Annotated in this window: 11 protein-coding genes; 10 read left to right on the top strand and 1 reads right to left on the bottom strand. The window is 71.5% G+C overall.

What is annotated here, in order from left to right; all coding sequences use genetic code 11:
• The 4 genes from ACIBG4_RS40220 to ACIBG4_RS40205 all read left to right on the top strand — a co-directional run bounded on the left by ACIBG4_RS40220 (window position 1) and on the right by ACIBG4_RS40205 (window position 5,518).
• A complete protein-coding gene (locus ACIBG4_RS40220) occupies window positions 1-900 on the top strand; it encodes a TIM barrel protein (RefSeq protein WP_310710750.1) in 900 nt (299 codons plus the stop codon).
• On the top strand, window positions 897-1,997 hold the full coding sequence (locus ACIBG4_RS40215) for a Gfo/Idh/MocA family oxidoreductase (protein WP_310710751.1): 1,101 nt from the start codon (window positions 897-899) through the stop codon (window positions 1,995-1,997). The genes ACIBG4_RS40220 and ACIBG4_RS40215 overlap by 4 nt, the downstream gene beginning before the upstream one ends.
• On the top strand, window positions 1,994-4,762 hold the full coding sequence (locus ACIBG4_RS40210; protein ID WP_397207632.1) for an alpha-mannosidase: 2,769 nt from the start codon (window positions 1,994-1,996) through the stop codon (window positions 4,760-4,762). The genes ACIBG4_RS40215 and ACIBG4_RS40210 overlap by 4 nt, the downstream gene beginning before the upstream one ends.
• A 93-nt stretch (window positions 4,763-4,855) precedes the next feature.
• Window positions 4,856-5,518: a cyclase family protein gene (locus tag ACIBG4_RS40205; RefSeq protein WP_397207630.1), complete on the top strand. Its 663-nt coding sequence runs from the start codon at window positions 4,856-4,858 to the stop codon at window positions 5,516-5,518.
• Between the two features lie 7 nt (window positions 5,519-5,525).
• Here ACIBG4_RS40205 and ACIBG4_RS40200 read toward each other — a convergent pair whose 3' ends face one another.
• Window positions 5,526-6,020 carry an Lrp/AsnC family transcriptional regulator gene (locus tag ACIBG4_RS40200; RefSeq protein ID WP_310710754.1) on the bottom strand — a complete coding sequence of 165 codons (495 nt, stop codon included), beginning with the start codon at window positions 6,018-6,020 and terminating at the stop codon, window positions 5,526-5,528.
• Window positions 6,021-6,223: 203 nt separating this feature from the next.
• Between ACIBG4_RS40200 and ACIBG4_RS40195 the strand changes: the two genes are divergently transcribed.
• The 6 genes from ACIBG4_RS40195 (at window position 6,224) to ACIBG4_RS40170 (ending at window position 13,212) form a co-directional block, all read left to right on the top strand.
• Entirely contained in the window at window positions 6,224-7,657 is a 1,434-nt protein-coding gene (locus tag ACIBG4_RS40195; protein ID WP_397207628.1) for a gamma-aminobutyraldehyde dehydrogenase, read from the top strand.
• 24 nt (window positions 7,658-7,681) lie between these two features.
• Window positions 7,682-8,749 carry an ABC transporter ATP-binding protein gene (locus tag ACIBG4_RS40190; RefSeq protein WP_397207626.1) on the top strand — a complete coding sequence of 356 codons (1,068 nt, stop codon included), beginning with the start codon at window positions 7,682-7,684 and terminating at the stop codon, window positions 8,747-8,749.
• A gap of 8 nt (window positions 8,750-8,757) precedes the next feature.
• On the top strand, window positions 8,758-9,987 hold the full coding sequence (locus tag ACIBG4_RS40185) for a spermidine/putrescine ABC transporter substrate-binding protein (protein ID WP_397207624.1): 1,230 nt from the start codon (window positions 8,758-8,760) through the stop codon (window positions 9,985-9,987).
• Between the two features lie 3 nt (window positions 9,988-9,990).
• A complete protein-coding gene (locus tag ACIBG4_RS40180; RefSeq protein WP_310710758.1) occupies window positions 9,991-10,842 on the top strand; it encodes an ABC transporter permease in 852 nt (283 codons plus the stop codon).
• Window positions 10,839-11,645, top strand: a complete 807-nt coding sequence (locus tag ACIBG4_RS40175) for an ABC transporter permease (RefSeq protein ID WP_397207622.1) — start codon at window positions 10,839-10,841, stop codon at window positions 11,643-11,645. Before ACIBG4_RS40180 ends, ACIBG4_RS40175 begins: the two co-directional genes overlap by 4 nt.
• A gap of 172 nt (window positions 11,646-11,817) precedes the next feature.
• Window positions 11,818-13,212 carry an NAD(P)/FAD-dependent oxidoreductase gene (locus ACIBG4_RS40170; protein WP_397207692.1) on the top strand — a complete coding sequence of 465 codons (1,395 nt, stop codon included), beginning with the start codon at window positions 11,818-11,820 and terminating at the stop codon, window positions 13,210-13,212.
• Window positions 13,213-13,263 lie beyond the last annotated feature (51 nt).

Raw genomic sequence — 13,263 nt, 5'->3', positions numbered from 1 at the left:
ATGAACACGCGAATGATCAGCGTCGCCAACGCCCCCGTGAGCTTCGGGGTGTTCGAGCTGGCCACCGAGGCGCCGCCGCTGAGCGCCGGCGAGATGGTGCGCGCGCTGTCCGACGCCGGCTACGAGGGCATCGACCTGGGCCCGCTCGGCTACCTCGGCACCGCCGGGGACATCGCCGACCGGCTCGGCGGGCTGCTGCTCGCCGGCGGCTGGGCCGACCTGGCCTACCACGACGCGGAGGCGTTCCGGCGCAGCCTGGTCACGCTCGACGCCACGCTCGACGTGTTCGCCGCCGCGCCACCCGCCCCGGCGCACCTCGCGCCCCGGCCGACGCTGGCCTGCTCCGGCTCGCCCGAGCGCTTCGCCCGCCCCGGCGGGAACGCTCCAGGGCTGCCCGCCTCCGAGTGGCCCGCGTACGCCGCCCGCGTCCAGGAGGCGGTCCAGCGCTGCCGCGACCGCGGCCTCGAGCCCGTCTTCCACCACCATCTCGGCACGTACGTCGAGACCCCCGAGGACGTGGAGCGGCTGCTGGAGCTGACCGACGTGCCGCTCTGCCTCGACACCGGCCACCTGCTGCTCGCCGGTGGCGACCCGGTGACGGCGCTGCGCGACTGGGCGGGCCGCGTCGGGCACGTCCACATCAAGGACGGCGACACCGAGATCCTCGCCCAGGCGATCGCCGACGGCGCGGACCTGCGCGAGCTGATGGGCCGCGGCGGGTTCGCCCAGCTCGGCGAGGGCGAGCTGGACCTGCCCGGAGTGGTCCGGGCGCTGGACGACATCGGGTACCAGGGCTGGGTGATCATCGAGCAGGACACCCTGCCCGGCCGCCGCACGGTCGAGCGCAACATCGCCGACCAGGCAGCCAACCGGGAGAAGCTGAGAGAGCTGGGACTGTGACTCTGAAGATCGCGCTGGTCGGATGCGGAGCCGTCACGCAGGCGGTCTACGCGCCGCTGCTGTCGAGGCGCCGCGACCTGTTCGAGGTGACCGCCGTGTGCGACCTGTCGCCCACGCTCGCGGGTGCCGTCGGCGACCGCCTGGGCGCCCCCGGCCGCTACACGTCCCTGGAGGACATGCTCGCCGGCGGCGGGTTCGAGGCCGTGGTCATGCTCGCCTCGGGCTCCCACGGCGAGCCGGTACGGCAGGCGCTGGCCGCCGGTCACGCCGTGCTGTGCGAGAAGCCCCTGGCGCTGACCCGGGCGGAGGTGGCCGCGCTGCCCGAGGGGCGGCTCATGGTCGGCTACATGAAGCAGTACGACCCCGCCGTGCGGCGGGCCGAGCGGCTGCTGGCCGAGCTGGGCGGCCCCGAGGCCGTCCGGTCCGTCGAGGTGACCGTGCTGCACCCGAGCGCCGGGTCGCAGCTCGCCTTCGCGAGCCTGACCCGGGCCGGCGACCTGGACCCCGCGCTGCTCGCCTCGCTGCGCGCCGAGGAGGACGCCCTCGTCTCCCGCGCCCTCGGCGAGCAGGCCCCCGAGTCCGTCCGCGCCCTGTACGGCGTGGCCCTCGGCTCCGTCTGCCACGACCTGTCGCTGCTGCGCAGGTTCACCGGCTCCCCGGCCGAGATCTCCCACGTCGAGACCTGGGGCCCCGCCCCCGGCTCCGTGGAGATCGCCGGCACGCTCCCGGCCGCCGGACGGTTCTCCATCCGCTGGCACTACCTGGAGGACTACCCCGCCTACCGGGAGACGGTCGCCATCCACCACGACCGGGGCACCCTGGAGCTGGCCTTTCCCGCCCCGTACCTGGTCAACGCGCCCACCACGCTCACCGTCGTCACGCCGGGCGCCGATCCCGGCGGTGAGGGACGCACCGAGTGGCGGGAGGTGACCGAGGCGTTCGAGACGCAGCTCGCCGCCTTCCACGCCTACGTCACCGAGGGCGAGCCGCCGCTCACCGGCGCGGCCGGCGCCCTGGAGGACATCGTCACGGCCCAGCGGATCGCCGCCCGCTACGCCGTACAGCACGGACTGCCGATCGGAGGGGAAGCAGCGTGACCGGCTCGGACGACATCGTGGTGGTCCCGCACACGCACTGGGACCGCGAGTGGTACGAGCCGTTCCAGCGCTTCCGGCTGCGGCTCGTGGCCCTGCTGGACGAGGTGCTCGACACCATGGAGCGCGAGCCCGCCTACCACTTCACCCTCGACGGGCAGCTCGCCTGCGTGGACGACTACCTGGAGGTCCGGCCCGAGCAGCGCGACCGCGTGGCGGCGCTGGTCGAGTCGGGGCGGCTCGCCGTCGGGCCGTGGCAGATCCTGCTCGACGAGTTCCTGTGCTCCGGCGAGAACATCATCCGGAACCTGGAGCTCGGCATGGACCGGGCCGACAAGCTCGGCGGCGCCATGCCCGTGGGCTACCTGCCGGACATGTTCGGCCACACCGCGCAGATGCCGCAGATCTTGCGGAAGGCCGGGCTCCTGTACGCCTGCGTCTACCGGGGGGTGCCGTCGTCCGTGGTGTCCGACGCGTTCGCCTGGACGGCTCCCGACGGCACCGCGGTGCGCACCCAGTACCTGCCCATCGGCGGCTACGGCAACGGCGCCCACCTGTTCGAGGACCCGGAGCGGCTGGCCGAGCGGGCGGCCGTGTTCACCCGCCGCATGCGCGAGTGGCACGGGCCCGAGGGCGCGCTGCTCGCGATGTACGGCACCGACCACTCGGCGCCCGTACGCGGGCTGCCCGGCATGGTGACCGCGATCGGGGCCCGCATGGACACCCTGTCCGGCTACGTCACGGCGTACGGCGACGGCGGGTCCGTCGAGGGCCTGCCGCGCGTCGAGGGGGAGCTGCGCTCCCACGCCCGCGCCAACATCCTGCCCGGCGTCATCTCCGTCCGCGCCCACGTCAAGCAGGCCATGAGCCGCGCCGAGCGCATGGTCGAGCGCTACGCCGAGCCGCTGGCCGCCCTCTGGGGCGACGCGTGGCCCGGCCGGTTCCTCGACATGGCGTGGTGGCGGCTCGTCGACGCCAGCGGCCACGACTCCGTCACCGGCTGCGGCGTGGACGAGACCGCCCAGCAGGTCGCCGCGCGCATCGCCGAGGCCGAGCACCTCGGGCACGCCGTCCGCGACATGGTGACCGCCAAGCTGGCCGCCACGGTCCCCTCCGGCGGGGTGCTCGTCGTCAACCCCACGCCCGCCACCCGGCGCGGCGTCGTCCACGTGGACATGGCCGGGCACGACCCGCTGGTGGACGCCACGGGCGCCCCCGTGCCCGTCCAGCCGCTGGAGTACGCCCCCACGCTGCTGCTCGACGAGGAGATGGACCCGGCCACGGCGCTGACGTTCGTCCACGGGACCGAGCTGTACGGCCAGCACATCACGGGCTGGTCGGTCGAGGACGGGGTGCTCACCTTCGAGGTGGCGCGGGAGCCGCGCACCGCCTTCAACGTGGCCGAGGTCCGGGACGCGGTCGAGGGAGTGACGCGGGTCCGCATCGTCGCCGAGCCCCGCCGCAAGGTGGCCGCCCTGGTGGAGGTCCCGCCGCTCGGCCACACGAGCCTCCGCCCGGAGCCGCCGGTCGCCGTCCGGGCCGGCTCCAACGGCTCCGCCGTGACCCCGCAGACCCACGAGGCGCCGGACGGCGTCCGGATCGAGGACGGGGCGCTCGACAACGGGCTCCTCCGCGTCGAGGTGGCCGAGGACGGAACCCTGACGCTGACCTCCGCCGGCGGCGTCACGCTCACCGGCGCGGCCCGCGTCGTGGACGGCGGCGACGTCGGCGACAGCTACAACCACGCGCCTCCCGCCCAGGACCGGATCGTCTCCGCCCCCGAGACCGTCGAGGTCGTCACGGTCTGCTCCGGCCCGCTGGTCGCCGCCCTGGACGTGCGCCGTACGTACCGGTGGCCCGCGGCGGGAGCCGGCATCGAGGGCACGCCCGAGCTGCCCGCGCCCGCTCGGACCGGCGCCACCGAGGAGATCGTCGTGGACACCCGCGTCGAGCTCCGGACCGGCGAGCCGTTCGTCCGCCTGCGGGTGGCATTCGACAACCGCTGCGACGACCACCGGGTCAGGCTGCACGTGCCGCTGCCCGCGCCGGCGACGGCCTCGCACGCCGAGGGCCAGTTCGCGGTCGTCACCCGCGGCCTGACCGCCGAGGGCGGCTGCGGCGAGGAGCCGCTGCCCACCTTCCCGGCCTCGTCGTGGGTGGCCGCCGGGGGAGTGGCGGCGCTGCTGGAGCACGTCACGGAGTACGAGCTCGTGGACGGCTCCGCCTGGGGCGGCGCGGGACAGGGCGAGGGCACGGAGCTGGCCCTGACCCTGCTCCGCTCCATCGGCTACCTGTCGCGCAACCGCCACGCCCTGCGCCCCGAGCCCGCCGGTCCCCAGCTCCCGACGCCCGCCGCCCAGTCGCGCGGGCTGCGCTCCGTCACGCTGGCGCTCATGCCGTACGAGAACGGCGGGGCGGAGGGAGGCTGGGAGGCGGTGCCGCCGGCGGCGGAGACCTTCCGCCACGACCTGCTCCCGGTGCCCGGCACGGGTGACCCGTCGCTCGCGCTGCCCCCGGCCGCCCCCGGCCTGTCGGTCACGGGCGACGGCGTGGTGATGACCTCCCTGCGGCTCCGCGACGACTGGAGGGAGCTGCGGATCGTCGCCCTCTCCCCGGAGCCGACGGAGGCCGTGGTGGAGGGCTCCTTCACCCGCGCCCGCCACGCCGACCTCCGCGGCCGCCCGGGCGACCCGCTCCCGGTCACGGACGGCACCGTGCGCCTCCCCCTCCGGCCCTGGGAGATCGCCACCATCCAGCTCGGCGACTGAATGTGAAGGAGCCGCGCCTGGTGCGGGTGGCGGACACGCCCGGTCCCCCGATCGTCGGCGCGGCGGCCGAGCGGCCCGTGTGACGATGGCGCCATGACCGCTGAACTCGTGGATCTGTCGGTGCCGATCGTCACCGGGATGCCGGTCTACCCCGGTGACCCCGAGGTGACGGTCGGCCCGGCGCTCACGGCCGCGCGTGACGGCGTGAATGTGCTGGCGCTGCACCTGGGCTCCCAGTCGGGCACCCATGTGGACGCCCCCTTCCACATCGACGACGCGCTGCCGGCGCTGGACGAGCTGCCGCTGGAGCGGTTCGCCGGCCCGGCTGTCGTGGTGGACGCCCGGGGACTGGAGCCGCGCGCGGCCATCGGGCCGGCGGCGTTCGGCGCGGTGCCGGCCGGCGGGGTCCCGCCGATCGTGCTGGTGGCGACGGGCTGGTCGGTCCACTGGGGCACCGGCGCCTACGCGGCGCACCCGTACCTGACGGAGGAGGCGGCGCGGCTGCTGGTGGAGCGGGGCGTCAGGACCGTCGGGGTGGACGCGCTGAGCGTCGACCCGACGCCCGCGGAGGACTTCCCGGCGCACCGGGTGCTGTGCGGCGCCCACGCCGTAATCGCGGAGAACCTGACCGGGCTCGACCGCGTGCTGGCGGCTCAGGCGGAGGGCAGGGCGGTGGAGGTCTGGCTCATGCCGCTGCGACTGCCCGCGGCCGACGGCGCACCGGTGAGAGCGGTGGCGCGTCTGGGACCTCTGTGACAAAAGGTCAGCGGGTGCCCCATGAGTACGTCTGCTTCCGAAGTTTCAGATAGACGAACGACTCCGTGGCGCGAACCGCAGGAATTGCCCGAATTTTACTGAGAATGTCGAGAAGGTGGCCGTCGCCTTCGCACACGACCTCGACGATCACGTCGAAGGAGCCCGCCGTGAGGACGACATAGTCGATCTCGTCGATGGCCGCCAGCTCGTCGGCGACCGACTCCAGGTCGCCCTCGATGTTCACGCCGATCATGGCCTGGCGCGGGAACCCCAGGGTCAGCGGGTCGGTCACCGCGACGATCTGCATGACCCCCGAGTCCTGGAGGCGCTGCACCCGCTGGCGGACGGCCGCCTCCGACAGGCCCACGGCCTTGCCGATCGCCGCGTACGGCATGCGCCCGTCGATCTGGAGCTGCTCGATGATCCGCTTGGACAGGTCGTCGAGCGTGAACTGTCCGGGCGCCGTGTCACTGCCGCGGCGTGCGCGTGGCGGGGTCGTCATCGCGAGCGAGTCCTCCTAGCGGCGCGCGTTACGGGCGCGTTCCCGTTCCATTGCCGTCCTGGTGCGACATGTTGTCAGTTCTCGACGCCCTGTCAAGCGAATTCGTAGCAATTTGGTATCTTCGCCACGAAATCCCTTGTCCCGGATGCAACCACTCTGTAAGAGTCGCGGCATCTCAGCCACCTCACCAGGAGGTCATCACCTTGACCACCCGTCTGCAGAACTTCATCAACGGTGAGTTCGTGGACGCCAAGAGCGGCCGATTCTCCGACATCATCGACCCGTGCACCGGCGAGGCCTACGTCCAGGCCCCGATCTCCGGAGCCGAGGACGTCGACGCTGCCTACGCCGCCGCGGCTGCCGCTTTCGAGTCATGGGGCCGGACCACCCCGGGCGAGCGGGCGAACCTGCTGCTCAAGGTCGCCGACGCGATCGACGCGCGGGCCGACGAGATCAACGAGGCCGAGTGCCGTGACACCGGCAAGCCGCGCGCCCGCATGGCCGAGGACGAGACCCCGGTCGCCGCTGACCACTTCCGGTTCTTCGCGGGCGCGGCGCGCACGCTGGAGGGGCCGACCGCCGGTGAGTTCCTCGCCGACCACACCAGCGTCATCCGGCACGAGCCCATCGGCGTGGTCGGTCAGGTCACGCCGTGGAACTACCCCATGATGATGGCCGTCTGGAAGATCGCCCCCGCGCTGGCCGCCGGCAACACGGTCGTGCTCAAGCCGTCCGACACCACCCCGGCCTCCACCCTCAAGCTGGCCGAGATCCTCGGCGACGTGCTGCCCGCCGGCGTCTTCAACGTCGTCACCGGCGACCGGGAGACCGGCGCGCTGGTCGTCGGCCACCCGACGGCCGCGATGGTCGCCATCACCGGCTCGGTCGGCGCGGGCATGTCGGTGGCCAGGAGCGCGGCCGACGACCTCAAGCGCGTCCACCTGGAGCTCGGCGGCAAGGCGCCCGTCGTGGTCTTCGACGACGTCAAGGACCTGCGCAAGGCCGCCTCGGACATCGCGACCGCCGGCCTCTACAACGCGGGCCAGGACTGCACCGCGGCCTGCCGCGTGCTGGTCCAGGAGAGCGTCCACGACGAGTTCGTGGCCGCGCTCGCCGAGGCCGCGGCCGGCACCGTCACGGGCGACCTGTCCGACGCGGACGCCCTGTACGGCCCGCTCAACAACGCCGACCAGCTCGCCAAGGTGCAGGGCTTCGTCGAGCGGGTCCCGGCGCACGCCAAGGTGCTGACCGGCGGCCACCGCGTCGGCGACAAGGGCTACTTCTTCGCCCCCACGATCGTCGACGGGCTGCGGCAGGACGACGAGATGGTGCAGAACGAGGTCTTCGGGCCCGTCATCACCGTCCAGACGTTCACCGACGAGGCCGACGCGCTGGCCAAGGCCAACGGCGTGAGGTACGGCCTGAGCGGCTCGGTGTGGACCTCCGACCACGGCCGCGCCATGCGCATGTCGAACCGTCTCGACTTCGGCGTGGTGTGGGTCAACACGCACATCCCGTTCGTGTCGGAGATGCCGCACGGCGGCTTCAAGCACTCCGGCTACGGCAAGGACCTCTCGGTGTTCGGTCTGCATGACTACACGAGGGTCAAGCACGTCATGCACTACATCGGCGAATAAGCGCGACAAGGACAGATCCGGAACATGGCCGAGCTGAACGCGATCGAACTCGACGGCGTCGTCAAGGAGTACCTCTCGCACGGCGAGGTCGTTCAGGCGGTGAAGGGTGTCACGCTCGGCATCGCCGAAGGGGAGTTCTTCTCCCTGCTCGGCCCGTCCGGGTGCGGCAAGACCACGACCATGCGGATGATCGCCGGCTTCGAGGAGCCGTCGAGCGGCGTGGTCAGGCTGCACGGCCACGACGTCACGAACGTCCCGCCGAACAAGCGTGACGTCAACATGGTCTTCCAGTCGTACGCGCTGTTCCCGCACATGAACGTGTGGGACAACGTGGCGTTCGGCCTCAAGCAGCGGCGCACGCCGCAGGAGGAGATCAGGCGGCGGGTCGGCGAGATGCTGGAGATCGTCGACCTGACCGGCAGGGAGAAGCGCCGGCCGCGCGAGATGTCGGGCGGCCAGCAGCAACGGGTCGCGCTGGCCCGCGCCCTGGTCAACCGGCCGCGTGCGCTCCTGCTCGACGAGCCGCTCGGCGCGCTCGACCTCAAGCTGCGCCAGGCCATGCAGATCGAGCTCAAGCGGATCCAGCGCGAGGTCGGCATCACCTTCGTGTACGTCACCCATGACCAGAACGAGGCGCTCACCATGAGCGACCGGATCGCCGTCATGAACGACGGGCTGGTCGAGCAGCTCGGCGGGCCGAGGGAGATCTACGAGCGGCCGGCCACCGCGTTCGTCGCCGGCTTCATCGGCACCTCCAACCTGCTCACCGGCACCGCGGCCGGCGGGGTCCTGGAGGTCGGCGGGGGCCGGGTCCTCGTGCCGGACCGTGACGGGGACGTCACCCTCACCGTCCGGCCGGAGAAGATCACCATCACCCTGGACAAGCCGGACGGCGACGTGAGCGCCGTGCCGGGGACCGTCAGCGAGGTGGTCTACCTGGGCACGTACAACAGCTACGCCGTGCGCGTCGGGGACGGGGCCGAGGTCACGGTGTTCCAGCAGAACGCGCACGACGCGACCACCACGGCCGAGCGGGGCGACCCGGTCTGGCTGTCGTGGCCGGCGCAGCACTCTTACGCGATAGGAAGTTGAACCACCCCATGGACCACCAGCACGACCCCGCCCTGCTGAGGGGCATGACCCGGCCCCGTACCCGCCGCGACGCCTTCCGCCTCGCGGGCCTGTCCGCCGCCGGCCTGGCGCTGGCCGCCTGCGGCGTGCAGGGTCAGAAGGCGGCGCCGCCGAAGGCCGACGCGGTCAAGGACTACTGGTCGCAGCAGACCAAGCACGGCCGCGTGGTGTTCGCCAACTGGCCCGAGTACATGCCCGAGGACCAGGCGCCGCTGAAGAAGTTCCAGAGCGAGACCGGGATCTCCTACCAGTACAAGGAGGTCATCCAGGAGAACGCGGAGTTCTTCGGCAAGGCCGACCCGGTGCTGCGGGCCGGGCAGTCGCTCGGTTACGACATCGTCGTCATGACCAACGGCGTCCAGCTCCAGCACATGATCGACCTCGGCTACTGCGTCGCCCTGGACCACTCCAAGCTGCCGAACTTCGCGGCCAACGCCGGCGACAAGTACAAGAACCGCTCCTACGACCCGGGCAGCACCTACACGGTCCCGTACACCTCGGGCGTGACCGGGATCGCGTACAACACCAAGTACGTCAAGGACGACATCACCAGCATCGAGGCGCTGTTCGACCCGAAGTACAAGGGCCGGGTCGGCATGATGGGCGACGCCCAGGAGATCGCCAACTTCGGCATGATCTCCCTCGGCATCGACCCGGAGAACTCCTCCGAGGCCGACTGGAAGAAGGCCGGGGAGAAGCTCAAGGCGCAGCGCGACGCCGGGATCGTCCGTAAGTACTACGACCAGTCGTACATCGACGCGGTGTCCAAGGGCGACGTCTGGCTGAGCATGGCGTGGTCCGGCGACGTCTTCCAGCGCCAGCTCGCCGGTGAGCCCGTCAAGTTCGTGGTGCCCGAGGAGGGGGGCACCATCTGGACCGACAACATGCTCATCCCGAAGGGCGCCGCCAACCCGGTCGACGCGCTCATGCTCATGGACTTCCTCTACCAGCCGGCCGTCGCCGCCGAGCTGGACGAGTTCATCCAGTTCGTCACCCCGGTGCCCGCCGTGCAGGACCTCCTGCGGGAGAAGGCCGCCAAGGCCACCGGCGAGGACAGGAAGGCGCTGGAGGAGATGGTGGACAGCCCCCTCATGTTCCCGTCGGAGGCGGACTACGCCAAGCTCCGCACCTACACCAAGCTCACCACCCAGCAGGAGCAGGTGTTCAACCCGATCTTCCAGTCGATCACCCAGGCGTAGACGATGAAGCGGCTGACTCCCTACCTGCTCGCGCTGCCGAGCTGGATGTGGCTGGCGGTCTTCCTGGTGGTGCCGCTGGCCGCGATGGCCTCGGTGTCGCTGCAGACCGGCAACGCCATCGACGGCTTCGCGATGACGTTCAGCTTCTCCAACTACACCGACGCGTTGAGCAGGTACAGCACCCAGCTCGTCCGGTCCCTCTGGTACGGCGGCCTGGCCACGGCGGCGATGCTGGTCATCGGTTACCCGGTGGCGTACTGGATCGCCTTCAAGGGCGGCAGCCGCAAGTCGGTGTACCTGTTCCTGCTGCTGCTGCCGTTCTTCGTGTCGTTCGTGCTGCGGACCATCTCGTGGGGGTTCCTGCTGGCCGACGACGGGATCGTCTTCGGCACCCTGAAGGGCTGGGGGCTGCTGCCGCCCGAGTTCCACGTGCTGGCCACCACGGTGGCCGTGGTGGGCGGGCTGACGTACAACTTCCTGCCGTTCATGATCCTGCCGATCTACGTGGCGCTGGAGCGGGTGGACCCGCGGGTCGTCGAGGCCGCCCAGGACCTGTACGCCTCGCGGGCGGCGGCCTTCCGGCGGGTGGTGCTGCCGCTGTCGCTGCCCGGGGTGTTCGCCGGCGTCCTCATGACGTTCGTGCCGGCCACGGCCGACCCGGTCAACGCCCAGGTGCTCGGCGGGACCGGCAACACCATGATCGGCAACATCATCCAGACCGAGTACCTCACGAACCTCGACTACCCGACGGCCTCGGCGCTGTCGTTCACGCTCATGGCGGTGCTGCTGGTCGGGATCTTCATCTACGCCCGGGCGCTGGGCACCGAGAACGTCCTCGAGGCGGCGGCCCGATGAGCGCCACCCGGACGGCCGGGCCACGGCGGCGGATCGGCGACCGCCTGCTGCACGCCTACACCTGGCTGATCATCGTCTGGCTGTCGTCGCCGATCGCCGTGATGATCCTGTTCGGGTTCAACGACAAGAAGAGCAAGTCGAACACGAGCTGGCAGGGCTTCACGCTCCGCTGGTACCACGAGCTGTTCGGCATCTCCGACCTGACCACGGCGCTGAAGAACTCCCTCGTCGTCGCGGTCGTGAGCACGGTCATCACCGTCGTCATCGGCACCATGCTGGGTCTCGCGCTCGGCCGCCACCGCTTCCGCGGTCGCGGGGTGACCAACTTCCTCGTCTTCGCCGCCATCTCCACGCCCGAGCTGGTCATGGGGGCGTCGCTGCTGTCGCTGTTCGTCTCCGCCAACCTGCCGCGCGACGCCGGCACGATCATCATCGCGCATGTGCTGTTCTCGCTGTCCTTCGTCACCGTCACCGTGCGGGCCAGGGTGGTCACCCTCGACCCGTCGCTGGAGGAGGCGGCCAGGGACCTCGGCGCAACGGGCTGGGGCACCTTCCGGCAGGTCACGCTGCCGGCCGTGCTGCCCGGCGTGCTGGCGGGCGCCATGCTGGCCTTCGCGCTGTCGATCGACGACTACGTGGTGACCAGCTTCGTCAACGGCTCCACCATCACGTTCCCGCTGTGGATCATCGGGTCGGTGAAGACGGGCATCCCGCCCCAGGTCAACGTCATGGGAACGTTGATCTTCGGGATCGGCGTGCTCATCGCGATCGCCAACGCGGTCGCGGCCCGCCGCCGTACCTGACCCTGCCATTTCACCAGGCTTCCCCCCGCGGTCCCGCGGGGGGTTCGGCGTACTCCGGCCAAGAACAGGGAGGCGAGATCGGATACCGGCGGGGGGAACCCGCGCGGTGATCAACCCTTTGAGATCCCGCAATTTTTCATAGAACTCTGATTTTCGTAGGGAAGTGGGATTTGTGGATCCGCTGAAGGCGCTTGCTGACGCGGAGCGCAAGCCGTACTGGCTGGACACCCCGGCCAGACCCGAGCCGCTGCCGCGGCTCTTCGGACACACGAGCGCCGACCTGGTCGTCGTCGGCGGAGGCTTCTCGGGGCTGTGGACCGCCCTGATGGCCAAGGAACGGGACCCGGAGCAGGACGTCGTCCTGCTGGAGGGGCGCAGGATCGGCTGGGCGGCCTCGGGCCGCAACGGCGGGTTCTGCATGGCGACCCTCACCCATGGCCTGGCCAACGGGCTGGAGCGCTGGCCGGACGAGATCGCCCGGCTGGAACGGCTGGGCGTGGACAACCTCGACGAGATCGAGGCGACCCTGGGGCGTTACGGCATCGACTGCGCCTTCGAGCGCACCGGTGAGCTGAACGTCGCCACCGAGCCCTGGCAGCTGGAGGGCCTGAACGAGCACCTCGGCCTCATCGCCGACCTCGGCCTCGACCACGTCCCGCTGGACCGCGACCAGGTGCGGGCCGAGCTGGACTCGCCCACCTACCTGGGCGGTCTGTGGGACCGCAGAGGCTGCGCCATGCTCGACCCCGCCCGGCTGGCGTGGGGGCTGCGCGAGGCGTGCCTGCGGCTCGGCGTGCGCGTGTACGAGCGCAGCCCGGTGCGCTCGCTGGAGGACGACGGCGTCACGCTCAGCCTGCGCACTCCGCACGGCGTCGCCTCCGGGCGCCGGGTCGCGCTCGGCACCGGGGTGTTCCCGCCGCTGTTGCGGCGGCTCAGGCACTTCGTGGTGCCGGTCTACGACTACGCGCTGATGACCGAGCCGCTCACCCCGTCCCAGCTCGGCGCCCTCGGCTGGCGCAACCGGCAGGGCGTCGGCGACTCGGCCAACCGGTTCCACTACTACCGGCTCACCGAGGACAACCGGATCCTGTGGGGCGGCTACGACGCCGTCTACTACAACGGGGGCCTGGTCAAGCCGGAGTACGACCAGCGCGACGAGACCTTCGCCACGCTGGCGCGGCACTTCTTCGCCACGTTCCCGCAGCTCGCCGGGGTGCGCTTCACGCACCGCTGGGGCGGCGTGATCGACACGTGCAGCCGGTTCAGCGCCTTCTACGGGCAGGCGCACGGCGGGCGGCTCGCGTACGCGGCCGGCTACACCGGCATGGGCGTGGGAGCCACCCGGTTCGGCGCCAACGTGATGCTGGACCTGCTGTCGGGCGAGCGCACGGAGCGGACCGAGCTGCGCATGGTCAAGGAGAAGCCGGTGCCGTTCCCGCCGGAGCCGATGCGGTCGGGGGTGATCCAGTTCACCCGCTGGTCGATCGCGCAGGCCGACCGGCACGAGGGCCGGCGCAACCTGTGGCTGCGCGCCCTCGACCGGATGGGGCTGGGCTTCGACTCCTGATCCGCTCCCTGTGCGGGCCGCGGGCGATCCCCGCGGCCCGCACACTGGGGG

The sequence above is a fragment of the Nonomuraea sp. NPDC050383 genome, from assembly GCF_044459125.1.
In the GTDB taxonomy this organism is placed as follows: Bacteria; Actinomycetota; Actinomycetes; order Streptosporangiales; family Streptosporangiaceae; genus Nonomuraea.
The sequence above is the reverse complement of the archived record's forward strand: the minus strand, read 5'-3'. Positions and strand labels throughout refer to the sequence as shown.

What these genes read in the sequence shown, in the direction of transcription:
- ACIBG4_RS40180 (WP_310710758.1), top strand. Translation starts at nt 9,991, where the DNA reads ATGAAGCGGCTGACTCCCTACCTGCTCGCGCTGCCGAGCTGGATGTGG.
- ACIBG4_RS40185 (WP_397207624.1), top strand. Translation starts at nt 8,758, where the DNA reads ATGGACCACCAGCACGACCCCGCCCTGCTGAGGGGCATGACCCGGCCC.
- ACIBG4_RS40205 (WP_397207630.1), top strand. Translation starts at nt 4,856, where the DNA reads ATGACCGCTGAACTCGTGGATCTGTCGGTGCCGATCGTCACCGGGATG.
- ACIBG4_RS40200 (WP_310710754.1), bottom strand. Translation starts at nt 6,020, where the DNA reads ATGACGACCCCGCCACGCGCACGCCGCGGCAGTGACACGGCGCCCGGA.
- ACIBG4_RS40175 (WP_397207622.1), top strand. Translation starts at nt 10,839, where the DNA reads ATGAGCGCCACCCGGACGGCCGGGCCACGGCGGCGGATCGGCGACCGC.
- ACIBG4_RS40190 (WP_397207626.1), top strand. Translation starts at nt 7,682, where the DNA reads ATGGCCGAGCTGAACGCGATCGAACTCGACGGCGTCGTCAAGGAGTAC.
- ACIBG4_RS40220 (WP_310710750.1), top strand. Translation starts at nt 1, where the DNA reads ATGAACACGCGAATGATCAGCGTCGCCAACGCCCCCGTGAGCTTCGGG.